The sequence below is a fragment of the Chryseoglobus sp. 28M-23 genome (assembly GCF_014789785.1).
GTDB classification, from domain to species: domain Bacteria; phylum Actinomycetota; class Actinomycetes; order Actinomycetales; family Microbacteriaceae; genus Microcella; species Microcella indica.
The window spans coordinates 2,073,303-2,098,922 of the sequence record NZ_CP061846.1 but is presented as its reverse complement, the minus strand read 5'-3'; the positions used below and the strand labels follow the sequence as shown (position 1 = coordinate 2,098,922).

Genomic DNA, 25,620 nt, shown 5'->3' with positions numbered 1-25,620 from the left:
CGCGGGCCTCGCTCGCGCAGACTGACAACGGTGCCGGCTTGTGGCAGGTGTGCCCGCTCGTGTCGGCACACGTGCCGCTCGCGAGCACACTCGTGGGCTCGAGACCCTCACGCGACGAGGGCGCGCATGCCGGCTTCGAGCGCGGCGACCTCGGCCTGCGCGGCCGCCCGGCGCTCGCTCACCGAGCCCTGCTCGCTCGACGCGTCGATGTAGACCTTCACCTTGGGCTCGGTGCCGCTCGGCCGCACGATGACGCGGGCGCCGCCGTGCATCCAGAACCGCAGGATGTCGCCGGGCGGGTAGTCGCCGAAGCCGCCGATGAAGTCGTCGACGTCCCTCACTCGCACGCCGCCGATCTCGGCGGGCGCCTGCTCGCGCAGAGCCGACATGATCTCGCCGATGCGGCTCAGGTCGGTCACCCGCAGCGACACCTGGGCGCTCGCGAAGGCCCCGAACAGGGCGTCGAAGTCGTTCTGGCGGTCGGCGAGGGTGCGGCCGGCAGCGGCGAGCTCGCCCACCATGGTGAGGAACTCGACCGACGCCGAGATGCCGTCCTTGTCGCGCACCGTGCCCGGGTTCACAAGATAGCCGAGGGCCTCCTCGTAGCCGAAGCGCAGGCGGGGAGTGCGCGAGATCCACTTGAAGCCCGTGAGCGTGTCGCGGTAGTCGAGGCCGTAGTGGCGGGCGATCACTCCCAGTGCGGGGGAGGAGACGAGGGATGCTGCGAGCGCGCCGTCCTGCCCCTCGCGCTGCAGGCGCTCCGCGGCCCGCCACCCCAGCAGGGCGCCGACCTCGTTGCCGCTGAGACGACGCCATCCGGCGCTGTCCGCCGTCGCCGACTCGGGGCGCGGCACGGCGACCGCGAGACGGTCGGCGTCCGGGTCGTGCGCGATGATGAGCTCCGCGCCCGCGCGGTTCGCCGTCGCGATCGCGAGGTCGAGCGCGCCCGGCTCCTCCGGGTTGGGGAAGGACACGGTCGGGAAGCCGCCGTCGGGCTCCACCTGCTCGGCGACGACGGTCGGCTCGCCCAGGCCTGCAGCGGCGAAGACGCGCTGAGAGACCTCCCACCCGACGCCGTGCATCGGGGTGTACACGAAGGGCACGGCCGCGAAGGGAACAGGTGCTGTGCCGCCGCTGCCACCGCCCGCGATGGCCGCCGTGCGCTCGACGTATGCGTCGATCACGTCCTCGCCCGCCACCTCGAACGCGCTCGACCGCGGCAGGTCGCCCACGGCGACGCTGCGGGCCACCTCGAGGATCGCCTCGTGGATGAGCCCGTCGTTCGGCGGCACGATCTGGGCTCCGTCGTCGTCGTCGCCGAGATACACCTTGTAGCCGTTGTCACGAGGCGGGTTGTGGCTCGCCGTGACCATGACTCCGGCGCTCACATCGAGGTGGCGCACGGCGAAAGCCAGCACCGGGGTCGGCAGCATGCGCGGCAGCAGGGTGACTCGCACGCCCGCGCCCGCCATGATCTCGGCGCTGTCGCGCGCGAAAACGTCGCTGTTGGTGCGGCCGTCGAAGCCGATGACCACGCTCGGTGCACTGCCCTCGGGGCGCTCCGCCCGGTCGAGCAGGAACCGCGCGAGCCCCGCCGCCGCCTGCGCGACGAGCACGCGGTTCATGCGGTTCGGCCCAGCGCCGAGCTCGCCCCGCAGCCCGGCCGTGCCGAACGCGAGCCGTGAGCCGAAGCGGTCGCGCAGCGCCGCGATGGCGGTCGCCTCGCCGAGCTCGGCGCCGTCGATCAGGGCAGCGAGCTCCTCGCGCGTGACCGGGTCGGGGTCTTGCGCCAGCCAGTTCTTCGCGTCGTCGAGGTGCGTCATGTCGCCAGGCCCTACAGCTCGGCCACGATGCGCGCGAGGAGGGCGCTGATCACCGGTTCAGCATCCCGACCGGCCTCGATGACCTCCTCGTGACTGAGGGGGTTCGGCGAGATGCCCGCCGCGAGGTTGGTGATGAGCGAGAGACCCAGCACCTCCATGCCGGCCTGCCGCGCGGCGATCGCCTCGAGCGCCGTCGACATGCCCACGATGTGGCCGCCGAGCGTCTTCGCCATCTGCACCTCGGCGGGAGTCTCGTAGTGCGGCCCGCGGTTCTGCACGTACACTCCCTCGTCGAGGTCGGGGTCGACCGTGCGCGCGACCGCCCGCAGCCGCTGGGAGTACAGGTCGGTCAGGTCGATGAAGGTGGCGCCCTCGAGCGGCGAGTCGCCCGTGAGGTTGAGGTGGTCGCTGATGAGCACGGGCGTGCCGGGGGTCCAGTGCGGCTTGATGCCGCCCGCTCCGTTGGTGAGGATCATCGTGGATGCTCCCGCCGCGGCCGCGGTGCGCACCGAGTGCACCACGCGCCGCACGCCGTGGCCCTCGTAGTAGTGGGTGCGGGCGCCGATGACGAGGGCGCGCTTGCCGCTCGGCAGCAGGATCGAGCGCAGGGTGCCGACATGGCCCTCGAGGGCGGGCTTCGAGAAGCCCGCGATGTCGGGGGCGGCGATCGTGTGCGTCGTCTCGCCGATGAGATCGGCGGCCTTCGCCCAGCCGGAGCCGAGGGTGAGGGCGATGTCGTGACGCTCGACGCCGGTCGCGTCGGCGAGCTGCGCAGCAGCCTGGGCGGCGACCTCGAACGGGTCGGCGGCGGGGTCGTCGAGAGGGTTGCGGGGTGCGTGGTGGGACATGCCCTCATGGTAGTGATGCGCGGGTGAGCGGGGTTGTGCTCAGTCGCGCGCGTTCGCGCAGGCGGTGCCGAATGAGGGGCGCCGGATGCTCGGTGCAACAATGGAGCAATGGCTACTTCCTTCGACCGCACGCAGCGCATCGTCGTCCTGGGCGGAGGTCCCGGCGGCTATGAGGCGGCCCTCACGGGCGCGCAGCTCGGCGCCGACGTCACCCTCATCGAGCGCGTCGGCGTCGGAGGCGCCGCCGTGCTCACCGACGTCGTGCCCTCCAAGACCCTCATCGCCACGGCCGATGCCGCGACCGCGATCTCCGACGCGACCGACCTCGGTGTGCAGTTCTTCGCCCGCGGCGAGTCGGGTCGGGTGACCAAGCCCGAGGTGGCCGTCAACCTCACGCAGGTCAACCAGCGACTGCTGCGCCTCGCGCGCGACCAGTCCGACGACATGCGCGAGCAGCTGGAGGCCGCCGGGGTGCGCATCATCATCGGCGACGGCCGCCTCGAGGGCCCGCAGCGCGTCGTCGTCTCGGCCGGGAGTGGTACCAAGCGCAAAGACTTCGACCAGTGCGACGCCGACACGGTCGTCGTGGCCGTCGGGGCGTCGCCCCGCGAGCTGCCGACCGCGCAGCCGGATGGCGAGCGCATCCTCACCTGGACTCAGCTCTACGGGCTGCCCGACGTGCCCGAGCACCTCATCGTCGTCGGTTCGGGCGTGACGGGCGCCGAGTTCGCCTCGGCGTACACGGCGCTCGGCGCGAAGGTCACGCTCGTCTCGAGCCGCGACCAAGTCCTGCCGGGGGAGGACGCCGATGCGGCCGCCCTCATCGAGGCGGTGTTCCGCCGCAACGGCATGACGCTGCTCGCCAACTCGCGCGCCCAGTCGGTCGTCAACACGGGCGAGGGCGTCACCGTGACGCTCACCGACGGCGAGACGCTCGAGGCCTCGCACGTGCTCATGGCCGTCGGCTCGGTGCCCAACACGGCTGGCATCGGCCTGAAGGAGGCGGGCGTGCAACTCACCGACTCGGGGCACGTGAAGGTCAACCGGGTGGCGCGCACCTCCATGCCGAGCGTGTACGCGGTCGGCGACTGCTCCGACTCGCTGCCGCTCGCCTCGGTCGCGTCGATGCAGGGCCGCACGGCGGTGTACCACGCGATGGGTGACGCGGTCACGCCGATCAAGCTGCGGAACGTGACATCCAACATCTTCACGTCGCCCGAGATCGCGACCGTGGGGTTCTCGCAGAAGCAGATCGAGGACGGCGAGACGCGCGGCATCGTGCACAAGCTCATGCTCGAGACGAACCCGCGCGCGAAGATGCAGGGCGTCACCGACGGCTTCATCAAGCTGATCGCCGCGAAGACCTCGGGCACCGTCATCGGCGGGGTCGTGGTGGGCCCGCGGGCCTCCGAGCTCATCCTGCCGATCGCCCTCGCGGTCGAGCACCGGCTCACGGTGGACCAGCTCGCGCGCGCCTACAGCGTGTACCCCTCCCTCTCGGGCGGCATCACGGATGCTGCGCGCGCGATGCACGTCGCCCGCGAGTAGCGCGCCCCACGTCGGGCGCTGCCGCACCGCGCCGCGCCGCGCCCTCCCGCGCCGCGCCGTAGCCGCGCACGCCCACGACTGTGCTCGCTAGTGGCAACAGTGCTGGCGCGGAGGGTCACACACGCCACTGAGGGGCACAGTTTGTCGCGCATGGGGCTCTCGAACCATCGTGGAACTGTCGCGCAGCGCGAGCCCGGCACGTGCACACTCCTCCCCGGTGCCCGACTGCAGGCCGCGCGTACCCCGTTCGCGGAGTCGATGACGCTGGTTCCGCAGAGCACGCGATCATGCCGGGATGCTCGACCCACCTTCTCGGGAACACCTCGCGGCCGCGGCGCAATCGCTCGTCGTCGTCGCCGATCTCGCCGACGTCGGGGAGCGGAGCCGCGTGTTCCGCAGTCGGGCGCGCAACGAGCTGCAGACCCTGCGCCGGGGTCTTCACCTACCGTCCGATGTGTGGGCCGAGCTGTCTCGAGAGGACCGGCACCGGCTGCTGTGCCTCACCTCGGCAGAGGTGCTCGCGCAGGGGGAGGCGATCTCCCACCGTTCGGCCGCGCTGCTGCGTGGTCTGCCGCTTGTCGGTGGATGGCCGACCCGCGTCGAGACGACGGTGCGCGCAGCCAGCGGGCTGACGTCGACCACCGCGTTGCGGCGGCACCGACGAGCGGGGCATCCGATAGTCGAGCAGCTCCTCGGTCTCCCGGTCACGAGCGAGGCGCAGACCGTGGTCGATGTCGCAGCAACGTGCCCCTTCGCGAGTGCGGTCGTCGTGGCAGATGCCGCACTCTGGCGGGCAGAGCGCACGGGCGGTGAGGATGGGGTGGGCCTGCTGCGGGCCGACATCGCGGCGCTCACTCAGCACCTGGGTGCGGCTCGTGGGTCTGCTCGAGCCCGCAGGGTCATCGAGGTTGCCGACCACCGCGCCGATCGGCCGGGCGAGTCCCTCAGTCGCGTCGCGATGATCGAGCTCGGCGCCGAGCTGCCCGAGCTGCAGGTCGAGGTCGTCGGGCTCAGCGGTCGCCACTACTGGGTCGACTTCGGCTGGCCGGAGCTGGGCGTCGTAGCCGAGTTCGACGGCAAGGCGAAGTACACCGACCCTGAGTTCCTCCGCGGGCGCACAGCACAGCAGGCCGTCTATGACGAGAAGCTCCGGGAGGACGACATTCGCCCCATGGTGAACGGCTTCGGCCGGTGGGACTGGGAGACCGCGCGCTCTCTCGACCTCATGGCCGGTCGGCTGCACGCACTCGGGGTGCCGATGCGCTCTCGACGCGCGACTGTGCTCCGAAGTGGCATCTGAGCCGCACTGGGCGGGCACACTTGCCACCTTCGGGCACAGTTGCACCTCCGGGCGAGAGCGGGAGCGCGGGCTCGGGCGGGGGCCGGAGCGCGAGCCCGCGGCACGCGTGGCGTGGCGTGGGGTGGCTCGGCGCGGCGGCCTACGCGTCGGCGATGGTGAGCAGCACGTGCCCGCCCGCGACGGTCTCGCCGACCGAGACGCCGATCGAGCTGACCGTGCCGTCCTTGTGCGCGGTCATCGGCTGCTCCATCTTCATAGCCTCGAGCACGACCACGAGGTCGCCCGCCACCACGTGGTCCCCTTCCGTCACGGCGAGCTTCACGACGGTCGCCTGCATGGGGCTCGCGACGGCGTCGCCGCCGGCGGCCGCCGCCACGCCGACGCCCGTGCGGCGCTTGGGCGGTGCCGCGAGGGCGGTCGCGGTGCGGGATGCTCCGCTCGGCATGAGCGTCTCCGGCAGTGACACTTCCAGCCGCTTGCCGCCGACCTCGACGACCACGGTGTGCCGCGGTGCGGGCTCGGCGGTCGGCTCGGCGAGCGAGCCGCTCCAGGGCTCGAGCTGGTTGTCGAACTCCGTCTCGATCCAGCGCGTGAAGACGGTGAACGGGGCGCCGTCGGCGGGCGCGAAGGCCGGGTCGTCGACGATCGCGCGGTGGAAGGGCAGCACGGTGGGCAGGCCGGCCACCTCGAACTCGGCGAGGGCCCTGCGGGAGCGCTCGAGGGCATCCTCACGCGTCTTGCCGGTGACGATGAGCTTGGCGAGCAGCGAGTCGAACGCGCCCGAGATGACGTCGCCGGTCGTGACACCCGAGTCGACGCGCACTCCGGGGCCGCCGGGGAAGCGCAGGGCGTGCACGGGGCCCGGCATGGGCATGAAGTTCAGCCCGGGGTCCTCCCCGTTGATGCGGAACTCGATTGAGTGCCCGCGGGCGACGGGGTCGTCGTAGCCGATCTCCTCACCTTCGGCGAGGCGGAACTGCTCGCGCACGAGGTCGATGCCCGTGACCTCCTCCGAGACGGGGTGCTCCACCTGGAGGCGCGTGTTGACCTCGAGGAACGAGACGGTACCGTCGGAGCCGATGAGGAACTCGCACGTGCCGGCACCGAGGTAGCCGACCTCGCGCAGGATCGCCTTCGACGACGAGTACAGCAACGACGTCTGCTCCTCGGTGAGGAACGGCGCGGGCGCCTCCTCGACGAGCTTCTGGTGGCGGCGCTGCAGGGAGCAGTCGCGCGTGGAGATGACGACGACGTTCCCGTGCGCGTCGGCGAGGCACTGGGTCTCGACGTGGCGCGGCTTGTCGAGGTACTTCTCGACGAAGCACTCCCCGCGGCCGAAGGCTGCGACGGCCTCGCGGGTGGCCGAGTCGAACTGCTCGGCGACCTCCTCGCGCGTGCGGGCGACCTTGAGGCCGCGGCCGCCGCCTCCGAACGCGGCCTTGATGGCGACGGGCAGGCCGTGCTCGTCGACGAACGCGAGCACCTCATCGGCGCCGCTCACGGGGTTGAGCGTGCCGGGCGCCAGGGGCGCACCGACTTTCTCGGCGATGTGCCGCGCGCTCACCTTGTCGCCGAGCTTCTCGATCGCCTCGGGGCTGGGCCCGATCCAGATGAGCCCGGCGTCGATGACGGCGCGCGCGAAGTCGGCGTTCTCGGCGAGGAAGCCGTAGCCGGGGTGCACGGCGTCGGCGCCCGAGCGGCGGGCGACGCTGAGGATCTTGTCGACGACGAGGTACGTCTCGGCGCTCGTCGACCCGCCGAGGGCGTACGCCTCGTCGGCGAGGCGCACGTGCCGGGCATCCCGATCCTGGTCGGCGTAGACGGCGACCGTGCCGAGACCGGCGTCGCGGGCGGCGCGGATGACGCGGACGGCGATTTCGCCACGATTGGCGATGAGAACCTTGCTGATGCGGGCCATGATCCCTCAGCCTATTGCCGGGCGGGGCGCCGCGGTTTGGGCATGGTCCACAAAAGGATGCGCGAGCACTTGGCGACAACGCTGCGCGAGTCGACGGCTCAGCGGTTCCAGAGCTCCGTCCAGCGCCCGCCGAGCTCGTGCACGAGTCGGCGCAGCAGGGGGATCGACAGCCCGACCACCGTGTGCGGGTCGCCCTCGATGCGGTCGATGAATCCGGCCCCGCGCGCGTCGATCGTGAACGCTCCGGCGACTTTCAGCGGCTCGCCGGTAGCGATGTAGGCGTCGATCTCGTACGTCTCGATGTCGTCGGCGAAGTGCACGACGGCACGGGATGCTCGGCCCACCGCCGCACGCACCGCACCGCCGCGGTGGTCGATGAGCCAGTGGCCCGAGTGCAGCACCCCGCTGCGCCCGCGCTGCTGCAGCCACCGCTCGCGGGCGATGTGCGGCTCGTGGGGCTTGCCGTAGATGGTGCCGTCGAGCTCGAATGCCGAGTCGCCGCCGAAGAGGAAGCCGTCGAGGTCCGCCGGTTCGAGGCCGGCGGCCGCGAGCACCTCGGGGTCGAGGACGGCCTCGCACTTGAGCCGGGCGAGCAGCTGCACGAGCTCGGCGGGCTCGAGGGCGCGGCCCATGCGCGCCTCCGCCTCGGCCACGGCGGCCTCCTCGTCGACGCCCGGTGCGATCGCGACGGGCTCGATACCCGCACCGCGGAGGGTCGCGAGGCGGGCCGGGGAGGTGGAGGCGAGGTACAGGCGCACCCTGCCGATGCTACGCACCTGGGCGAACCCTCACACTCGAACGCCCCCGAGTTGCGCTGGCCTCGTAGGCTGGTGGGATTGGCTGAACAGCGTGGATCGAGAAGCGCAGCGTGGGTGAGGAGCACTGTGGGTGAGAATGCAGGCCGTGACGTCGAGCTGACGCTCGAGCGCATGGCGCACGGCGGTGTCGCCGTCGGGCGCCTCGATGGCCGCGTCGTGTTCGTGAGCGACGCGATCCCGGGCGAGACGGTTCGAGCGCGCATCAGCGACGACCGCAAGAAGAGCTTCTGGCGCGCCGACACGGTGGAGGTGCTCGAGCCGAGCGAGCATCGTCGACCCCACGTGTGGAGCGCGGCCGGCATCGAGAACCCGCCGGGTCGCCGTGCGGGCGGCGCCGAGTTCGGCCACATCGCACTCGCTCATCAGCGCGAGCTCAAGCGCGGCATCCTCGTCGAGGCCCTGCAGCGCATGGCCGGCCTCGAGGTCGATGTCGAGGTGGAGGCTCTGCCCGGGGACGACGATCGTGGCGGTCTCGGCTGGCGCACGCGCATCCGCCTGCACGTGGACGAGGAGGGCCGGTTGGGGCCCATGGCGGCGCGCTCGCACACGGTGATCCCGGTGACGGATGCTCCGCTCGCGACCGACGCGGTGCAGGCCGCGACGCCGTTCGAGGAGCGCTTCTCGGGGTTCGACACCGTCGATGTGCTCGTGCCGAACGGCTCGGACGCGCGGCTCGTCATCGGCGAGCAGAAGCCGACGGTCATCCACGAGCGCGTCGGTGACCGTTCCTTCGCGCTCGACGACACCGGGTTCTGGCAGGTGCACCGCGAGGCTCCGGCGACGCTCACGCGCGCCGTGCAGGACGCCGTGGACGTCGAGCTGTTCGACCCTCGGGCGGGGAACCTCGACCTGTACGGCGGGGTGGGTCTGCTCGCTGCGGCGGTCGCCGACCGTTTCGGCCCCTCGACGCGCATCACGAGCGTCGAGGCCGACCCGCGCGCGACCGATCACGCCTCGGAGAACCTCGCCGAGTGGCTGGGTGCCGGCGCCGAGTCGGGCCGCGTCGACCGCTGGCTGCGGGCGCTGCAGGAGCGCACCGCGGGAGACCGTTCGCCGCTCGACGGCGCGACCGTCGTGCTCGACCCGCCGCGGTCGGGTGCGGGTGTCGACGTCATGGCCGCTCTCGGTCGGCTGGCTCCCGCGCAACTCGTGTACGTGGCGTGCGATCCGGTGGCGCTCGCACGGGATGTCGCTCTCGCCGAGGCGCACGGCTACCGGCTGGCGCGCATCCGGGCCTTCGATCTGTTCCCGCACACGCACCACGTCGAGGCTGTCGCGACGCTCATTCGAGACTGATTCGGTTTCATCATTCTTGCGCGGTGTTCGCCCTTCGGGCGCGCCGTGCCCCGAGGGAGGCGGCCCCCTGCCGCTACGATGAAGGCAGCAGAGCACCCGATCGTCCCCCACCGGAGTGCGCTGAGCACTGATCCCGACAGAAGATGGGCAGATACGTGGTTGCCGAGACCGAGAGCGCAGTGCGCGTCGCCGTCGTCGACGACCACGAATCGGTGCGCCTCGGGCTGCAGGCGGCGTTCACGAATGCAGGCTTCGACTTCGTGCTCTCGGCGGCGACCGTTCCCGAGTTCGTCGAGAACCTCGACGGTCGCGAGGTCGACGTGGTCGTCCTCGACCTCTCCCTCGGCGACGGCTCGAGCGTGACCGACAATGTCAAGTCGGTGCAGGCCACCGGCTCGGCCGTGCTCGTGCACTCCATCGCCGATCGCGTCGCGAGCGTGCGCGAGGCGCTCGCCGCGGGTGCGGCCGGCGTGATCCCCAAGTCGTCGGCGACTCGCGCGGTCATCGCCGCTGCGGAGACGGTCGCGCGCGGCGAAGTGCTCAACAACCTCGAGTGGGCGAGCGCGATCGATGCCGACCGCGACTTCGCGAAGGCGCAGCTCGGGCGGCGCGAGCGCGAGATTCTGCACCTCTACGCCTCCGGGCTGCCGCTCAAGCTCGCCGCCCAGCAGCTCGGTATCGGCTACTCGACGGCTCGCGAGTACCTCGACCGCATCCGGGCGAAGTACGTCGAGGTCGGCCGTCCGGCGCCGACGAAGGTCGACCTGCTGCGCCGCGCGGTGGAGGACGGCATTCTGCCGGGCCTCGACCCGGACGGTGATGAGTCGGCCTGAGGTCGCTGCCCCGACCGCGCTGAGCGTGTCGAAGCAGCCGCGCAACCCGATCAGTCGCAAGCGCGTCGACACCGTCATCTCGCGATCGGTGGCCTGGTTCGGCATCGTGTTCGGCCTGCAGGCCGTGCCGACCCTGCTCGGCCAGTACTCGCTGGGCCAGCCCCTCTGGTCGGCGATCACGGTCTCCTTGCTGTTCGGCTCCCTCGTCTTCTCGCTCCTGTGCACGACCCTGAAGCGGTTCGTGGTCGGAGCGAACCGCATCGTCGCGGGCGTGTACGTCGTCGCCCTGCTCACCTGGCCCTTCTTCCTCGCCGACCCGGACGTCGCGCAGCGCGGCGATCACTGGCTGTATCAGTTGACAACGGTGGCAACCGCGGCGGCGGCGATCGGGTTCACGGTCCGCGGCGCCACGATCTACCTGTTCATCGTGCCGACGATCTACGGTGTGATCCGCGCGCTGCCGGAGGGCGGCGGCGGGCCGTGGCAGCTCGGGCTCTTCAACGCGGTCTACGCGATCATCCTCGGTGGGGCCGTGCTCGTGATCGTGACGATGCTGCGCGCGGCGGCGAGCTCGGTCGACGACGCGCAGGGCATGGCCCTCGACCGCTACTCGCGGGCCGTGCGCCAGAACGCGACGGAGGTGGAGCGCGTGCAGGTCGACTCGATCGTCCACGACAGCGTGCTCACGACCCTGCTCTCGGCGGCTCGGGCCGAGGGGCCGCAGGAGAAGAGGCTCGCGAGCGCCATGGCCTCCAACGCGATGCGCCACCTGCGCGAGGCCGCGCTCGTGACGCCCGACGACGGCAGCACGGTGCGATTCCGGTCGCTGTGCGATCGCATCGTCGAGGCTGCGCGCGGCATGCAGTCTCCGTTCTCGATCCGGATGCGCTCCATCGACACGCGCATCATCCCCGCTGCGCAGGCGGAGGCCCTGTACTCGGCTGCCGTGCAGGCGATGGTCAACAGCGTGCAGCACGCCGGCGGGCCGGAGGTGAAGCGCTGGGTGCGCATCAGCGGCGCAGAGGGCGGCATGATCGAGATCGAGATCGGCGACTCGGGTGCCGGGTTCGACCCCTCGGCGGTCGCGGAGGGTCGTCTGGGCGTGCAGCGCTCGATCCTGGCCCGCACGATCAACGCCGGCGGTCACGCGCAGTTGGAGTCCGCACCGGGCAAGGGCACCACGATCCTGCTGACCTGGCCGGTGCTCGTGCCGACCGAGGACGCGACGGCAGATCTCGAGGGCGATCTGCGCGAGGAGGTCGATCGATGAGAATCGGCGTGCCCCGGGCCCTCGTCGTCACGATGGCAGCGCTCTTCTCGGGCTACATCATCGTGCTGGGCCTCTACGCGATCGACATCCCCGCGAATCCGCTGCCGGTCATGATCGCGATGATCCTGTACGCGCTCATGTCGACGGTGAGCCTCCTGCCCTCGGGTCCCTCGCGCATGCCGCACTGGATGGCCGCGAGCAACGTCCTCGTCTGCATCCTCATGACGCTGCTCGTCACGCCGCAGCTCGACCCGGCTCGCGAGGGCGGGCTCGGCTACTCGACCTGGTACGTGGCGGCGATCGGCACGCTCATGACGATCACGTCGACGCGCCGCCGTCACAGCTACGCCTGGGCGGGCATCGTGGCGCTCGTCGTGCAGACGGTGATCTGGGGCGGCGGAATGGGGGGCGTCGTGCTCCTGCTCGGCACGGGCGCCATCGGCAGCGTGTCGTGGGTCGCCGTGTCGCACATCCTCTCGGTCGCGATGCTCAAGGCGTCGCGCGATGCTGCTCGGTTCGCACAGGCCGAGCGCGAGGCGACCGATTGGCAGGCGGCGCAGGAGGCCCACCTGTACGAGCGGCAGTTCCGGCTGGGCCAGACGGGCACGATGGCCGCGCCCATGCTGCGCATCATCGAGTCGACGGGTGGCGAGCTGACCGACGAGCAGCGACAGGAGTGCCTCAACCTCGAGGGCGCCATCCGTGACGAGATCCGCGGTCGCAGCCTGCTCAACGATGCGATGCGCCACGAGGTCATGGCGGCGCGGCGGCGCGGTGTGGCGGTCACGCTCTTCGATGAGGGCGGACTCGACGACCTCGACGAGCGGGCTCGGGATGCTGTGCTCAACACTCTCGCCGAAGCACTGCGCACGACCAGCGCTCAGCGGGTCATCGCGCGCACCGCTCCTGCCGAGTCCGACATCGCGGTGACGGTCGTCGGGTTGAGCCCGGTGCCCGAGCTCGCGGCGTCGGCCACGGCAGCGGCCGAGCGCCACGGCAGTCACGGCTACGACGACGCGGGCTCGGGGTACGACGACGATGAGGACGACGAGGAGGTCGCGCTGTGGCTCGAGATCCCGCGGGCGACCGTCTCGGCGCCGGCCTCAGCGCAGTAGCGCCCTGTCGCAGCTCGCGGGCCGGTTAACGATCGAAGGGCCGGAGTACCCAACTCCGGCCCTTCGCTACGTATCGAGTTAGACCGACAACCCGAATGTCAACCTAACTCGCCCCCCAATCTCCAGCCGCTTACCCGAGCGGCCTGTGATGGGCGGTGTGCTCAATGAGCGACACCTAGCAATAAGTACTCTGCCACTCCTGCTGTCGGAGGACAGTCGTCACTTTGGGGGACACCCAGGGGGACATTTTCACGAGAACGGGGGACAAGAACCGCGGAAAATGGGGGTAGTACGAGGGGTATGGTGAGGAGAACGGGGGACAAACCCCTCGTTCGGGGGGTCAGAGTCCGGGCGGTGGAGAAGACCGTCAGAGCGGTGGAGAAGGCGGTCAGAGGGGGTGCGAGGGCGCCCGTCAGCCGCGCATGCCGCGCGAGGCCGCCCACGCGCCGGGCCCGGGGGCGAGGGGCTGGCGCATCTGGCGCGCGCGCGAGGACCAGTGGTCGACGAGCGGGTCGACCCGCTCCACGCCGCGCTCGTGCTGCTCGGCGAGCACCGCGGCGATGACGGCGTGCGCGGCGGCGAGCTCGACCTCGGTCGGGCTGCCCGCGACCACGGTCACGCGGGGCGCCGTCTCGCTCTCGGCCGAGGCCGCTGTCGCGTCGCCGGTCACAGCGGGATGTTCCCGTGCTTCTTCGCTGGCAGGCTCGCGCGCTTCGTCTTGAGGGCGCGCAGCGCCTTGATGATCGACACGCGCGTGGCGGCGGGCTCGATGATGCCGTCCAACTCGCCGCGTTCGGCGGCGAGGAACGGGCTCGCCACGTCGTACGTGTACTCGTTCGCGAGCCGTGCGCGCACGGCCGCGACATCCTCACCCGCCGCTTCGGCCGCCTTGATCTCGTTGCGGTACAGGATGTTCACCGCACCCTGCCCGCCCATGACGGCGATCTCCGCGGTCGGCCAGGCGAGGTTCATGTCGGCACCGAGCTGCTTGGAGCCCATGACGATGTACGCGCCCCCGTAGGCCTTGCGCGTGATGACGGTGATGAGGGGCACGGTCGCCTCGGCGTAGGCGTAGAGGAGCTTCGCGCCGCGACGGATGACGCCCTGCCACTCCTGGTCGGTGCCGGGCAGGTAGCCGGGCACGTCGACGAGGGTCAGCACGGGAATCGAGAAGGCGTCGCAGAAGCGCACGAACCGGCTGGCCTTCTCACCAGCGTCGATGTTGAGGGTGCCGGCCATCGCGTTCGGCTGGTTGGCGATGACGCCGACGCTGCGGCCCTCCACGCGGGCGAAGCCGACGACGATGTTGGGGGCGAAGAGCGGCTGCACCTCGAGGAAGGAACCGTCGTCGACCACGTGGTCGATGATGTCGACGACGTCGTACGGCTGGTTGGGGCTGTCGGGCACCATCGTGTTGAGCCGACGGTCGGCGTCGGTGATCTCGAGCTCGGCCGAGGATTCGTACTGCGGCAGCTCGGCGAGGTTGTTGTCGGGCAGGTAGCTCAGCAGGGCCCGCGCGTAGTCGAAGGCATCGTGCTCGTCGCTCGCGAGGTAGTGCGAGACGCCGGAAGTGCGGTTGTGGGTGAGCGCGCCGCCGAGCTCCTCCATGCCGACGTCCTCACCCGTGACGGTCTTGATGACGTCGGGGCCGGTGACGAACATCTGGCTCGTCTTGTCGACCATGATGACGAAGTCGGTGAGGGCGGGGGAGTACACGGCACCGCCCGCAGCGGGACCGCAGATGATGGAGATCTGCGGGATCACGCCGCTCGCGGCCGTGTTGCGGCGGAAGATCTCGCCGTACTTGCCGAGCGCGACGACGCCCTCCTGAATGCGCGCGCCGCCCGAGTCGAGAATGCCGATGATGGGCACGCCCGTCTTGAGGGCGAGCTCCATGACCTTGATGATCTTCTCGCCGGCCACCTCGCCGAGCGAGCCGCCGAAGATCGTGAAGTCCTGGCTGTAGACGGCCACCTGGCGGCCGTGGATCGTGCCGGTGCCCGTGACGACCGCATCGCCGTACGGCCGCTTGGCGTCCATGCCGAAGGCGTGCGTGCGGTGCCGCACGAACTCGTCGAGCTCGACGAAGCTGCCGTGGTCGAGGAGCGTGTCGATGCGTTCGCGCGCCGTCATCTTGCCTTTGGCGTGCTGCTTCTCGATCGCGGCCTCGCCGCTCGCGGTCACGGCCTCGTGGTAGCGCACCTTCAGGTCGGCGATCTTGCCGGCCGTCGTCGACAGGTCGGGGGCGGGGGAGCTCGAAGTGTCGGTCACGTAGTCAGCCTATCGACCACGGACTGCGGGCAGGCGTTGGCGATTCTCCACAATTTCGGGCGGCGGGCTGTGTGCGCCGCTAGGCGGATGCCGCGATCGTCGAGACGCCGAGGAACACCATGACGACGCCGGCGATCTGGATGCGCAGCAGACGCTCCCCGAGCAGCCGCCAGCCGAGCAGCACCGTGACGACGGGGTACAGCGACGCGAGCACCGCGACGACGCTCAGCGCTCCGTCGAGGCTCGCGAGTGCGAAGGAGAGCTGGGCCGCGTAGCCGAGCACGCCGATCGCCGCCATGCCGACCCAGTCGCGCGCGCGGATCGGCACCGGCAGCAGGGCGGGGCTCGCCGTCTTCCCGGCGTGCAGGCGGGCCGCCGCACCGCGCAGGCGGATGTGCACCCAGATGGAGAACCCGACGAGGTAGAGGCCGAGCACGACGAGCATGTTGACGACGAGCGTCGTGCTGACACCCTGCACGCTGCCGTAGGCGACCGACACGTTGGCGAGGCCGAAGCCGAACGCCGAGAGCACGGCGAACACGACCGAGAGCAGGCGGTTGCGGCGGCCCTCCAGTGCTCCGGCCCGTATTTCCGGCCCCGAGGCGAGCACCGTGCCGACGACGGCGACGGCGAGGCCGATGCCGAGCAGCCACGACACCGGGTCCCCGCCGGCGAGACCCACGATGACCGGAACGGCCACGCTGAGCGACGTGATGGGCGCGACCACGCCCATCGTGCCGATCGCGAGGCCGCGGAACAGGCACGAGACGCCGACGGCGGTCGCGGCGCCGCCGATGACGCCCCACAGAATCGCGTCGGAGGCGCTCGGATCGAACGGCTCGACGATCAGGCGCGTGCTCAGTGCGATCGCGGCGACGACCTGCGAGACGAGCAGAACGACCATGAGCGGGATGCGCCGCGACAGCACGCCGCCGAGAAAGTCGCTCACGCCGAGGAAGCCGCTCGCGAGCAGGGCGAGCAAGGTGAGCCCGCTCATGCGCCCGACCCGGAGCCGCGCTGCTGAGCCAGCTGGTCGACGAAGGCGCGAGCATCCCGCGGCGTCCCGCTCCAGCCGAGCGCCCGCGCCACCCGCAGCAGCTGCGGGGGTTCGACGGCCGCGGCCTCGAGAGCCGCGACGTCGGCGAAGACCTCCTCGGCCGGGCCGTCGGCCCGCACCTCGCCCTGCGCCATGACGACGACGCGGTCGAAGTTCTCGATGCAGAAGTCCATGTCGTGCGTGATCGCGACGACCGTGCGGCCCTGCGCGATGAGGGAGTCGACGATGCCCGCGATGAGCTGCACGCCCGCGTCGTCCTGGCCGGTGGTCGGCTCGTCGAGCACGACGATGGGGGTCTGCATGGCGAGCACCGCGGCGATCGCGATGCGCTTGCGCTCGCTCAGCGACAGGTGGTGGGGGTGCACGTCGGCCTCGTGCGCGAGGCCCACGGCCTCGAGCGCGTCGGAGACAGCCTGCTGCGCGCGCACCTCGTCGAACCCGAGGTTCTTGGGCCCGAAGCCCACGTCGGTGGCGACCGTGCGGGCGAAGATCTGCTCGTCGGGGTTCTGGAAGACGTAGCCGACGCGGTGCGCGAGCTCGGCGATGGACTTCTCCGTCGTCGACCAGTCGCCGATGCGCACCTCGCCCTCCGTCGGCCGCACCATGCCGTTGAGGTGGCGTACGAGGGTCGTCTTGCCTGCGCCGTTCTGGCCGACGATCGCGACGCGCTCGCCGGGGGCGACATCGAGGTCGACTCCGTGCAGCGCCGTGACGCCGGAGGGGTACGTGTGCACGAGCCCGCGCACGCTGATCGCCGACTCGCTCACGACGCTGCTCCCTTCTGCGTCGAGAACGCTTCGACGGCATCGTGCACCCCGATCGGGAGGGCGCGCTCGACGGGCAGCAGCCCGCGCTCGCGCGCGAGTCGCGCCGCCGCGGTGACACGCGTCTCGCCCACTCCCCAGCTCGTGAGCCGGTCGTCGGCGAGCACCGCGCCGGGAGTGCTGTGGTGCACGATGAGCCCGCCGGCAAGCACGGCGATCGAGTCGCAGTGCTCGTGCAGCAGCTCGGTCTTGTGCTCGATGATGACGACGGTCGTGCCGCCGTCGCTGAGGGTGCTCAGCACGTCGTAGACGAGGCGCGTGCCGGCCGGGTCGAGCTGCGAGGTCGGCTCGTCCATGACGAGCACGGGCGGCTGCATGATGACCATCGAGGCGATCGCGACGAGCTGCATCTGCCCGCCGGAGAGAGCGTAGGGGGAGCGGTCGAGCAGCGGCGCCAGACGCAGGCGCGCAGCCACCTCGTCGACGCGGCGCTCCATCTCGTCGCGCGGCACCGAGCGGTTCTCGAGTCCGAACGCGAGCTCCTCGCGCACGGTGAAGCGCGCGCCCGAGATCTGGTTGAACGGGTTCTGCGTCACGAGCCCGACGGCCGCCGCCGCCTCGGAGAGCGTGCCGTCGGCGAGCACCCGGCCAGCGACGCTCGCGGTGCCGCGGTACGTGCCGCCCTCGTTGAGGGGGATGAACCCGGCGACCGTCTTCGCCAGTGTCGTCTTTCCCGCCCCCGAGGCGCCGACGATGCCCGTCACGGTTCCGGCATCGATGCGCAGGTCGAGGTTCGCGAGCGTGAAGCGCTCGGCATCCTCGTAGGCGAAGCCGACGCCCTCCAACGCGATCATGGGCGCGTTCGCGTTCGCCATCGTCGTCTCCTTCACGCGGTCGCGCTCGATCTCACGGTCGCTCTCCATCTCACGGTCGGGCTCGGTCACGCGATCACCCCCACGACGACGAGCACGACCACCGCGATCGCGCTGAGGAACATCAGCCAGCGCGCCACGCGCTCGCCGACCGGGTCAGGAACAACGATGAGGCTCGTCGGCTTGGGCGTCGCGCCGAACGCGCGCGCCTCCATCGCCGTCGACCGCTCGTCGACGTCGGTGATCATTCCGAGGATGAGGGGGCCCAGCAGGGGCAGCAGGGCGCGGGCGCGCTTGAGGGGGCTGCCGACGATCGCCAGGCCCCTGGCCTGCTGGGCGAGCAGGATGCTCTGCGCACGCGCCTGGAACGCCGGAATGATCTGCAGGCTCGCGCTGATGACGTAGGCGATCTTGGGGCTCATGCCCACCTGCGTCAGCGCGCTCATGAGTCGGGCCGGGTCGGTCGTGAGCACGAAGACGAGCGAGCCGAGCACGAGGGCGGTCAGGCGCGAGCCGATCGTGAGCGCGAACAGCAGCCCCTCGGTGGTGAGCTGGGCGAGGCCCCACTCCCACAGCACGGTCGAGCCGTCGGGGTAGAACAGGCCCTGGATGATGAACAGCACCACCAGGAGCGGCAGGAGAAGGATGAGGAACAGGCGCAGCAGCCTGCCGCCGACTCGACCGAGTACGGCGGCAGGCACGATGACGACGGCGACGATCCCCAGCGGGATCCACCAGTGCGGTACCGCGAAGACCGCGAGGATGATCGAGAGCAGTGCCACGAGCTTCGTCACAGGGTTCAGGCGGTGCAGCGCCGAGGTGCGCTCCAGGTAGAGGGTCGTCGTCGTCATCGTTTCGTGCTGTCCTGTCTGGGTTGCCCGAGTGGGGTCGAGTCCGCCGGTCGGCGGCTCAGGCCTTCGGTGCGGCCGGCTCGGCGGGGGCGACCGGAGTCACCTTGCCGAACACGTTGTACTGCCGCACGAACGGGAACCTGCTGCGGAGCCTGCCCGGCAGGGCGAACAGGATCAGCACGACGACCGTGAAGGTGATCGTCTTGTCGAGCGGGTCGCTCAGCAGGCCCTGCAGCGTCGTCGAGGCGAGCAGCGAGTTGCCGAACGCCTGGAACGCCGCCACGAGAGCGCCCGTGCCGCCGCTCGTCGCACCGCCGAAGATGAACGCCGCGATGGGGGCGGAGACGAGCGCCGCGACGATGCCCGTCACGAAGCCCGCGACCGGCGCGAGGTAGAACCGGCGGAACATGCCCAGCCGGGCTGCGTAGCCCGCGAGCACACCGATGACGACCGCGGTCACCGCGAAGGGCAGCGCGATCGGTCCGATCGTGAGACCCCAGATGACGTTCGTCAGCGCACCCGTGACCGCACCGGCGGCGGGGCCGGCGAGCACGCCCACGAGCACCGTGCCGATCGAGTCGAGGTACACCGGCAGGCCGAGCGTCGCCGCGAGCTGGCCGACCGCGATGTTGATGACGATCGCGATGGGGATCAGGCTCAGGGTCGCCGTCGGCAGCCGGTGGATCGCACCGACCGCGATGAGTGCGGCTCCGATGAGGTACCCGGCCAGCGCGATGAGCGCTGAGGTGCCGAGACCGCCCTCGGCCAGCTCGGTCGGCTGGGCGAGGATGAGGTAGAGGTACGTCGCCACGATGACGGCCGTACCCAACCCGACGAAAATACGGTTGCGCGTGCGGTTGGGGTCAACCGTCGCTGGGGTGGTGCTGCTCATGAATGCCTCCTTGCACTCGATGACGTGCGGCGATGTGCCGCTGGGGTGGAAAGGGTGGCGGGCGTCGGCCTCACGGCTGCCGCTCACCACCCTCCTCCGCCTCGCCGACGCGCGTCGCCAGGGCGGAGACGCGCTCGATGAGGTGGTCGAAGAACGCCGCGGGGTCGGTGTCGACCACGATCGCGGCATTGGGGTCGCGGCCCCACAGGCCCGCGAAGTCGGCGATGGTCTGGCCCCGCGCGAGCGTTCCGCCGAGCTCGACGTCGACGGTCGCTGCGCGCAGGGTCGCGAGCTCGGGGTGCAGCGCGACGGCCGCGGCGAACGGGTCGTGCATGTGGGCGAGCCAGCCCTGGTCATGGGTCACGTGGAATTCGAAGTAGAACCGCACCGCGTCGGTGAGGTGCCGCAGCACGGGGTTGAGGGCGCGAGATCGGGAACCGAAGGCGCTGTCGGGCGTGAGCGCGGCATCCTCATCACCGATCTGGTCGGCGATGCGACGCAGGTGCTCCGGCTTCATCTCGATGCGCTCGGTCACGTCGAGCGCGCACACGATGGGGCGGCGGTCGGCGGGCAGGCCGCTGAACGCGTCGAACACCATCTTGGCGCTCTCCGGGTCCACCGCGATGTTCCACTCGCTCACGGGCGTCGTGTTGCCGGAGTGGTGGAAGGCGCCGCCCATGATCACGAGGCGCTTGAGCAGGCGCGGCAGCTCCGGTTCGAGGCGCAGGGCGAGCGCGAGGTTCGTGAGCGGGCCGGTCACGAGGCCGACCACCTCACCGGGATGCGCCCTCGCCGACTCGATCCACACCTCGGTGGCGTGGCGCTCGCTGATCGTGCGCGTCGGCGCTGGAAGCTCGGCGTAGCCGATGCCCTGCGGGCCGTGGGTTTCCTCCGTCGTCATGAGCGGGGCGAGCACGGGCACTTCGCTGCCGAGAGCCACCTCGATGTCGTCGGCGCCGCACAGATCGAGCCACGCGAGGTTGTTGATCGCCACCTGCCGGGCGGGCACGTTGCCGGCGGTGCAGGTGATGCCGAGAATGTCGGCTTCGGGGCTCGCGAGCAGGTAGAGCAGGGCGAGCGAGTCGTCGATGCCCGTGTCGACGTCGACGAGCAGCGGCACGGTAGCGCTGGTCGGGAGGGAGGTGCTGGTCGGCACAGCGGGGGTGGTGCTCGGCACGGTGCGGGGAGGCACGGTGTGCGGTCCTTTCATCGTCGGTGACCGTCCCTGAGGGTCGCCGACGATGCTCGACGCGACCTGACGGTTCACCGTGCTGGCAAGCGGGCCGTGCCGGAGCCGTGAGGCTCGGGTGATGCGCCCGCTGAGGCGGTGAGGGGAGGGTCTCGGCGGCGCGCACCGGTGGTGTGTGTCGCGCGGCGTTGACCTATCCAGTCAAGGAAGCGGCTCCTGTTCGTCGATGAACTCGCGAGGCTCGCATGCGGTCGTCGGTGACGCGCGGGGCCCTCGTGCCGGTAACCATAGCGCCGCCCCGGGGTCGTGTCCAGCGTTCGCTCAGGGTGCGGCGCGCCTAGGCTCGCAGCATGCATCTTCCGATCAGTGCACGCGTGTGCGATGAGATCGGGGCCACGCTCATCTGGCGGGGGGCGAGCGCGTCCACGAACAGCGAGCTGGTCTCGCAGGCCGCGCACGCCGACCTCACCGTCATCGCGACAGACACCCAGACCGCGGGCCGTGGTCGTCTCGACCGCGCGTGGTCGACCCCGCCGGGCACGGCGCTCGCCGTGTCGGTCTTCCTCGCCCACGAGCCGGGCGGCGGTGACTCGGCCCCTAGGCCCGACCCGCGCCGTCTCGGCTGGGTGCCCCTGCTGGCGGGGGTCGCGATGGTGCGCGCGGTGCGCAGCCTGGGTGTGACCGGGGCCGGGCTGAAGTGGCCCAACGACGTGCTCGTCGACGGGCGCAAGCTGTGCGGCATCCTCACCGAGCTCACCCCGACCGGCGTCGTCGTCGGGGCGGGACTCAACGTGTCGATGACGGCGCAGCAGGTGCCGGTACCCTCGGCGACGTCTCTGGTCATCGAGGGTGTGCCCGAGCACGGCGAGCCGGTGGATGGCGAGGGTGCGTCCCTGCTCGACCGTGCCCTCGCGGCCTACCTGCGCGAGCTCATGCAGCTCGTGGCGCGCTGGCGCGAGGCTGAGCATCCCGCTGATCTGCGCCCGCTCGTCGAGCAGCACCTGCAGACCCTCGGGCTGGCCGTGCGCGTCGACCTGCCCGGTCAGCCGCCGCTGCGCGGAATGGCGGTCGGGCTCGACGAGGACGGGCGTCTGACGGTGAGCGGTGTCCCCGACCGGAGCGCGACCTCGGGCGTCGTCGCCGTGGCGGCCGGCGACGTGACGCACCTGCGATATGAATAGAGCATGACCGACCCGGGGCGTGAGCAGGGGCGCGAGCCCGAGCGCGTCGTGGCACGGTTTCGCCCGCACGCGCGGGTGCTCGTCCTGCCGTCGATCGTGCTCATCGGCTCGGTCGGTGCGGCCACCTACGGCGCTCTCGCGCTCGACGAGCTCTGGCAGCGGCTCGCGATCGCGGGGGCGGGTCTGCTCGCGATCGTGCTGCTGTGGATGCTGCCGCTCGTGCGCTGGCTGGGCACCCACTACGTCGTCACGACGCGCCGCATCGCCCTGCGCGGCGGGCTCGCGGTGCGCCTGCGGCAGGAGCTGCTGCACTCGCGGGGCTATGACGTCTCGGTGCGGCAGTCGGGACTGCAGCGCATGTTCCGCTCGGGGGATGTGCTCATCAACACGGGCCTCGAGCGCCCGGTGATCATGCGGGACGTCCCGCGCGCAGACCTGGTGCAGGATGCTCTGAGCGAGCTCATGGAGGCGAGCACTTCCTCGATCGCGACGGTGCGGCGCACGACGACGGCGCAGCCGGTGCTGCGGCGCTCCCGCGAGGGCCGCTGACGCGCCACGGCCTCCGGCTCCGCCACGGCCTCCGCCTCCGCCCCGCTTTCCCCTTCCGTCCGCCCCGCCCTTCCCTTCCCCTCCGCCGCCGCACGGTCGCCCGCGTGTCGCCCGGTGTTCGCCCGCGCGTCGGCAGCGACAGTAGAGTCGTCTGGTGCGAATTTCAGTCATCGGATGCGGATACTTGGGTGCGGTTCACGCCGCCTGCATGGCCGAGCTCGGTCACGACGTCGTCGGTATCGACGTCGATGCGAGCAAGATCGAGAACCTGTCGGCGGGGCGTGCGCCGTTCTTCGAGCCGGGGCTCGGCGACCTGCTGTCGCCCGACAACGCTCGCCTGCGGTTCACGACCGACATCGCGGCCGCTGAGCACGCGCGCGTGCACTTCATCGCCGTCGGCACGCCCCAGGTGGCCGGCGGCGTCGCAGCAGACCTGACCTACGTGAACGCGGCCGTCGAGGCACTGCTGCCGCACATCGGCCCCGGCCACCTCGTCGTCGGCAAGTCGACCGTGCCGGTCGGCACCGCTGCTCGGCTCGCGGAGCTCGTCGCGCCGACGGGGGCGAGCCTCGCCTGGAACCCCGAGTTCCTGCGGGAGGGCTTCGCGGTCTCCGACACGCTCTCGCCCGATCGTCTCGTCTACGGTGTCGACCACCGTGACGACCGCGCGGCCGAAGTGCTGGATGAGATCTACAAGCGCCCGCTCGAGGCGGGCACGCCGCGCATCGTCACCGACTACGCGACCGCCGAGCTCGTGAAGGTCTCAGCGAACGCGTTCCTCGCCACGAAGATCTCGTTCATCAACGCGATGGCGGAGATCGCCGAGGTCACGGGTGCGGATGTCACGACGCTCGCCGACGCGATCGGCTACGACGCCCGCATCGGTCGCCGCTTCCTCAACGCCGGCGTCGGTTTCGGCGGCGGGTGTCTGCCGAAGGACATCCGTGCGTTCCAGGCGCGCGCCGAGGAGCTCGGCGTCGGCCACTCGCTCGCCTTCCTCGCCGACGTCGATGACGTGAACCTGCGCCGCCGTCAGCGAGTCGTCGACCTCGTCACCGAGAACCTGGGCGGAGACCTCACGGGCAAGGCCGTCACCGTGCTGGGCTTGGCGTTCAAGCCCGAGTCGGACGACGTGCGCGACTCTCCCGCACTGGATGTCGCGCAGCGCCTGGCGGACGCGGGCGCGGTCGTGCGGGCCACGGATCCGGAGGCGATTGAGACGTCGCGCCGCATTCGCCCAGATCTCGATTATGTCGCGAGCATCCAGGAGGCGATCTCGGGCGCGGACGCGATCGTGGTCGTGACCGAGTGGTACCAGTTCCGTGAGCTCGACCCGGTCGAGGTGGCGAGCTGGGCTCGCGGGCGTGTCGTCGTGGACGGTCGCAACTGCCTCGACGCGTCCAAGTGGCGCTCGGCAGGCTGGACCTACGCCGGTCTCGGTCGCCCTTAGCCCGGTCGCCCTCAGCCCGGTCGCGCTTGGTCCGGCAGCCCCTAGCCCGGCCGCACCTGGCTCGGCACCGCGCGCCGCGGGTCGAACACCCACGTGCGGTAGAGCACGAAGCGGAAGGCGCTGCCGAGCGCGAGCCCGATGACGTTCGAGGCGATGTTATCGGCCAGCAGGCTCGTGTAGCCGAGCACGTAGCGCGAGACGACGAGACAGCCGACGGCGATGAGCAGCCCTCCGACGCTCACGAGGGCGAACTCGAGGCTCTCGCGCATCGCGGGTCGGCGCCGCTCGAGACGGAAGCTCCAGTACCGGCTGCCGATCCAGTTGACGGCGATCGCCACAGAGGTGGAGATGACTTTCGCGATGACGGGGCCTTCGGCGATGGCCTCGGGGCTGAGCACGGTGACGCGCAGCAGGTTGAACAGGGCGATGTCGACGATGAGCCCGACGATGCCGACCGCCCCGAATCGGGCGAGCTGGCCCACCAGTATCGGCATCCGGTCTCGTTTCGTCGTCGCCCTCGCTCGCGATCGGACAGAATGGGGGCGAGCGAATTCGCAGTCTAGAGGAGTCCCATGCCGGTCGTCGGTGTCATCGGTGGTGGTCAGCTCGCGCGCATGATGATCCCGCCCGCGGTCGCGCTCGGCGTCGAGGTGCGCGTGCTGGCGGAGGCGGCCGACTCGTCGGCCACGCTTGCCGCGACGGTCGTCGGTGATTACCGCGACCCCGAGACGGTGCTCGACTTCGCTCGAGGGTGCGACGCGATTACGTTCGACCATGAGCATGTTCCGCAGGAGGTGCTGCGCGCCCTCGTCGATGCTGGCGCGGCGGTGCGCCCGGGCCCGGATGCTCTGCTCTACGCGCAGGACAAGCTCGCCATGCGCGCTCGCCTCGCCGAGTTGGGCGTGCCGATGCCCGACTGGGCGCGGGTGTCGTCGGCGGCGGAGCTGGGGGCGTTTCTCGACGATCACGGCGGCCGCGCGGTCGTGAAGACGCCCCGCGGCGGCTACGACGGCAAGGGAGTGCGGGTCGTCGACGAGCCGGGTGCGGCGGACGACTGGCTCGCGTCGGGGCCGGTGCTCGTGGAGGAGCTCGTGCCGTTCCGACGCGAGCTCGCTCAGCTGGTCGCGCGTCGCCCGAGCGGCGAGGTGCGCCCCTGGCCGGTGGTGGAGACGGTGCAGCAGAACGGTGTGTGCGCGGAGGTCTTCGCTCCAGCGCCGCACACGACGGAGGCGGTCGAGCGCGCGGCGGCCGAGATCGCGACGACGGTCGCCCATGGGCTCGACGTGACGGGTGTGCTCGCGGTCGAGCTGTTCGAGACGACGAACGGGCGCGTGCTCGTCAACGAGCTGGCGATGCGCCCCCACAACAGCGGGCACTTCTCCATCGAAGGGTCGGTGACGAGTCAGTTCGAGCAGCATGTTCGCGCGGTGCTCGACTGGCCGCTCGGTGAGACCGAGATGCGCGCTCCGGCGACGGTCATGATCAACGTGTTCGGGGCCCTGCCCGAGCACCAGATCGTGGCCTCGCTCGCGCACCAGCCGAGCGTGAAGGTGCACGCCTACGGCAAGGGGCCGCGGGCAGGTCGCAAGGCGGGCCATGTGACGGCGCTCGGGGACGACCTCGACGAGACGGTGTACCGGGCGAGGGCGGCGGCCGCTCACTTCGAGTTCCGAGAGGCCTAGCCGCGAGTTCTCAGCCCGAGGCCCGAGCCCTCAGCCCTGAGCCCGTAGCTCTGAGCCCTGAGCCCTGAGCCCTGAGCCCGTAGCTCTGAGCCC

The 25,620-nt window shown here is 71.0% G+C and carries 23 protein-coding genes; 10 read left to right on the top strand and 13 right to left on the bottom strand.

Going from position 1 to position 25,620, the window contains the following annotated elements:
- Nucleotides 1-107: 107 nt before the first annotated feature.
- Both IE160_RS10175 and IE160_RS10170 read right to left on the bottom strand, forming a co-directional pair.
- Nucleotides 108-1,823, bottom strand: a complete 1,716-nt coding sequence (locus IE160_RS10175; protein WP_191151028.1) for a phospho-sugar mutase — start codon at nt 1,821-1,823, stop codon at nt 108-110.
- A gap of 11 nt (nt 1,824-1,834) precedes the next feature.
- Nucleotides 1,835-2,671 carry a purine-nucleoside phosphorylase gene (locus IE160_RS10170; protein WP_179872482.1) on the bottom strand — a complete coding sequence of 279 codons (837 nt, stop codon included), beginning with the start codon at nt 2,669-2,671 and terminating at the stop codon, nt 1,835-1,837.
- 108 nt (nt 2,672-2,779) lie between these two features.
- Here IE160_RS10170 and IE160_RS10165 point away from each other — a divergent pair, with 108 nt between their 5' ends.
- Complete coding sequence (locus tag IE160_RS10165; RefSeq protein WP_191151027.1) at nt 2,780-4,219, top strand: NAD(P)H-quinone dehydrogenase; 1,440 nt, start codon at nt 2,780-2,782, stop codon at nt 4,217-4,219.
- A gap of 295 nt (nt 4,220-4,514) precedes the next feature.
- On the top strand, nt 4,515-5,519 hold the full coding sequence (locus IE160_RS10160) for a hypothetical protein (RefSeq protein WP_191151026.1): 1,005 nt from the start codon (nt 4,515-4,517) through the stop codon (nt 5,517-5,519).
- Between the two features lie 139 nt (nt 5,520-5,658).
- Here the strand turns inward: IE160_RS10160 and IE160_RS10155 are convergent, their stop codons facing one another.
- Nucleotides 5,659-7,437, bottom strand: a complete 1,779-nt coding sequence (locus IE160_RS10155) for an acetyl/propionyl/methylcrotonyl-CoA carboxylase subunit alpha (RefSeq protein WP_152582323.1) — start codon at nt 7,435-7,437, stop codon at nt 5,659-5,661.
- A gap of 98 nt (nt 7,438-7,535) precedes the next feature.
- The gene (locus tag IE160_RS10150; protein WP_191151025.1) at nt 7,536-8,195 is read right to left on the bottom strand and encodes a Maf family protein; all 660 of its coding nucleotides are present in this window, start codon (nt 8,193-8,195) and stop codon (nt 7,536-7,538) included.
- A 126-nt stretch (nt 8,196-8,321) separates the two neighbouring features.
- On the opposite strand from IE160_RS10150, the gene IE160_RS10145 reads away from it, so the two are divergent.
- From IE160_RS10145 to IE160_RS10130, 4 genes are all read left to right on the top strand, one after another.
- A complete protein-coding gene (locus IE160_RS10145; RefSeq protein WP_152582325.1) occupies nt 8,322-9,551 on the top strand; it encodes a class I SAM-dependent RNA methyltransferase in 1,230 nt (409 codons plus the stop codon).
- Nucleotides 9,552-9,706: 155 nt separating this feature from the next.
- The gene (locus IE160_RS10140; RefSeq protein WP_224744453.1) at nt 9,707-10,384 is read left to right on the top strand and encodes a response regulator transcription factor; all 678 of its coding nucleotides are present in this window, start codon (nt 9,707-9,709) and stop codon (nt 10,382-10,384) included.
- Nucleotides 10,371-11,654, top strand: a complete 1,284-nt coding sequence (locus IE160_RS10135; protein WP_191151024.1) for a sensor histidine kinase — start codon at nt 10,371-10,373, stop codon at nt 11,652-11,654. The genes IE160_RS10140 and IE160_RS10135 overlap by 14 nt, the downstream gene beginning before the upstream one ends.
- Nucleotides 11,651-12,769 carry a DUF8320 family protein gene (locus IE160_RS10130; protein WP_191151023.1) on the top strand — a complete coding sequence of 373 codons (1,119 nt, stop codon included), beginning with the start codon at nt 11,651-11,653 and terminating at the stop codon, nt 12,767-12,769. The genes IE160_RS10135 and IE160_RS10130 overlap by 4 nt, the downstream gene beginning before the upstream one ends.
- A gap of 412 nt (nt 12,770-13,181) precedes the next feature.
- On the opposite strand, the gene IE160_RS10125 is transcribed toward IE160_RS10130, so the two are convergent.
- The 8 genes from IE160_RS10125 to IE160_RS10090 all read right to left on the bottom strand — a co-directional run bounded on the left by IE160_RS10125 (nt 13,182) and on the right by IE160_RS10090 (nt 20,686).
- Entirely contained in the window at nt 13,182-13,439 is a 258-nt protein-coding gene (locus IE160_RS10125) for an acyl-CoA carboxylase epsilon subunit (RefSeq protein WP_191151022.1), read from the bottom strand.
- Complete coding sequence (locus IE160_RS10120; RefSeq protein ID WP_191151021.1) at nt 13,436-15,040, bottom strand: acyl-CoA carboxylase subunit beta; 1,605 nt, start codon at nt 15,038-15,040, stop codon at nt 13,436-13,438. The genes IE160_RS10125 and IE160_RS10120 overlap by 4 nt, the downstream gene beginning before the upstream one ends.
- Before the next feature lie 79 nt (nt 15,041-15,119).
- On the bottom strand, nt 15,120-16,037 hold the full coding sequence (locus IE160_RS10115; protein ID WP_179872473.1) for a DMT family transporter: 918 nt from the start codon (nt 16,035-16,037) through the stop codon (nt 15,120-15,122).
- Nucleotides 16,034-16,864, bottom strand: coding sequence for an energy-coupling factor ABC transporter ATP-binding protein (locus IE160_RS10110; RefSeq protein ID WP_224744452.1), 831 nt, complete (start codon nt 16,862-16,864; stop codon nt 16,034-16,036). Before IE160_RS10110 ends, IE160_RS10115 begins: the two co-directional genes overlap by 4 nt.
- Nucleotides 16,861-17,805: an energy-coupling factor ABC transporter ATP-binding protein gene (locus IE160_RS10105; RefSeq protein WP_224744451.1), complete on the bottom strand. Its 945-nt coding sequence runs from the start codon at nt 17,803-17,805 to the stop codon at nt 16,861-16,863. The genes IE160_RS10110 and IE160_RS10105 overlap by 4 nt, the downstream gene beginning before the upstream one ends.
- Nucleotides 17,802-18,584 carry an energy-coupling factor transporter transmembrane component T family protein gene (locus IE160_RS10100; RefSeq protein ID WP_179872472.1) on the bottom strand — a complete coding sequence of 261 codons (783 nt, stop codon included), beginning with the start codon at nt 18,582-18,584 and terminating at the stop codon, nt 17,802-17,804. Before IE160_RS10100 ends, IE160_RS10105 begins: the two co-directional genes overlap by 4 nt.
- A gap of 58 nt (nt 18,585-18,642) precedes the next feature.
- A complete protein-coding gene (locus IE160_RS10095) occupies nt 18,643-19,476 on the bottom strand; it encodes a histidine kinase (protein ID WP_191151020.1) in 834 nt (277 codons plus the stop codon).
- Nucleotides 19,477-19,546: 70 nt separating this feature from the next.
- Nucleotides 19,547-20,686 carry a nucleoside hydrolase gene (locus tag IE160_RS10090; protein ID WP_191151019.1) on the bottom strand — a complete coding sequence of 380 codons (1,140 nt, stop codon included), beginning with the start codon at nt 20,684-20,686 and terminating at the stop codon, nt 19,547-19,549.
- 329 nt (nt 20,687-21,015) lie between these two features.
- On the opposite strand from IE160_RS10090, the gene IE160_RS10085 reads away from it, so the two are divergent.
- The 3 genes from IE160_RS10085 (at nt 21,016) to IE160_RS10075 (ending at nt 23,845) form a co-directional block, all read left to right on the top strand.
- Nucleotides 21,016-21,846: a biotin--[acetyl-CoA-carboxylase] ligase gene (locus tag IE160_RS10085; RefSeq protein WP_191151018.1), complete on the top strand. Its 831-nt coding sequence runs from the start codon at nt 21,016-21,018 to the stop codon at nt 21,844-21,846.
- A gap of 3 nt (nt 21,847-21,849) precedes the next feature.
- Nucleotides 21,850-22,395, top strand: coding sequence for a PH domain-containing protein (locus IE160_RS10080; RefSeq protein ID WP_224744450.1), 546 nt, complete (start codon nt 21,850-21,852; stop codon nt 22,393-22,395).
- 154 nt (nt 22,396-22,549) lie between these two features.
- Entirely contained in the window at nt 22,550-23,845 is a 1,296-nt protein-coding gene (locus tag IE160_RS10075) for a UDP-glucose dehydrogenase family protein (RefSeq protein WP_191151017.1), read from the top strand.
- A gap of 41 nt (nt 23,846-23,886) precedes the next feature.
- Here the strand turns inward: IE160_RS10075 and IE160_RS10070 are convergent, their stop codons facing one another.
- Complete coding sequence (locus tag IE160_RS10070; protein ID WP_191151016.1) at nt 23,887-24,339, bottom strand: GtrA family protein; 453 nt, start codon at nt 24,337-24,339, stop codon at nt 23,887-23,889.
- A gap of 78 nt (nt 24,340-24,417) precedes the next feature.
- On the opposite strand from IE160_RS10070, the gene IE160_RS10065 reads away from it, so the two are divergent.
- The gene (locus IE160_RS10065) at nt 24,418-25,527 is read left to right on the top strand and encodes a 5-(carboxyamino)imidazole ribonucleotide synthase (protein ID WP_191151015.1); all 1,110 of its coding nucleotides are present in this window, start codon (nt 24,418-24,420) and stop codon (nt 25,525-25,527) included.
- Nucleotides 25,528-25,620: the final 93 nt, after the last annotated feature.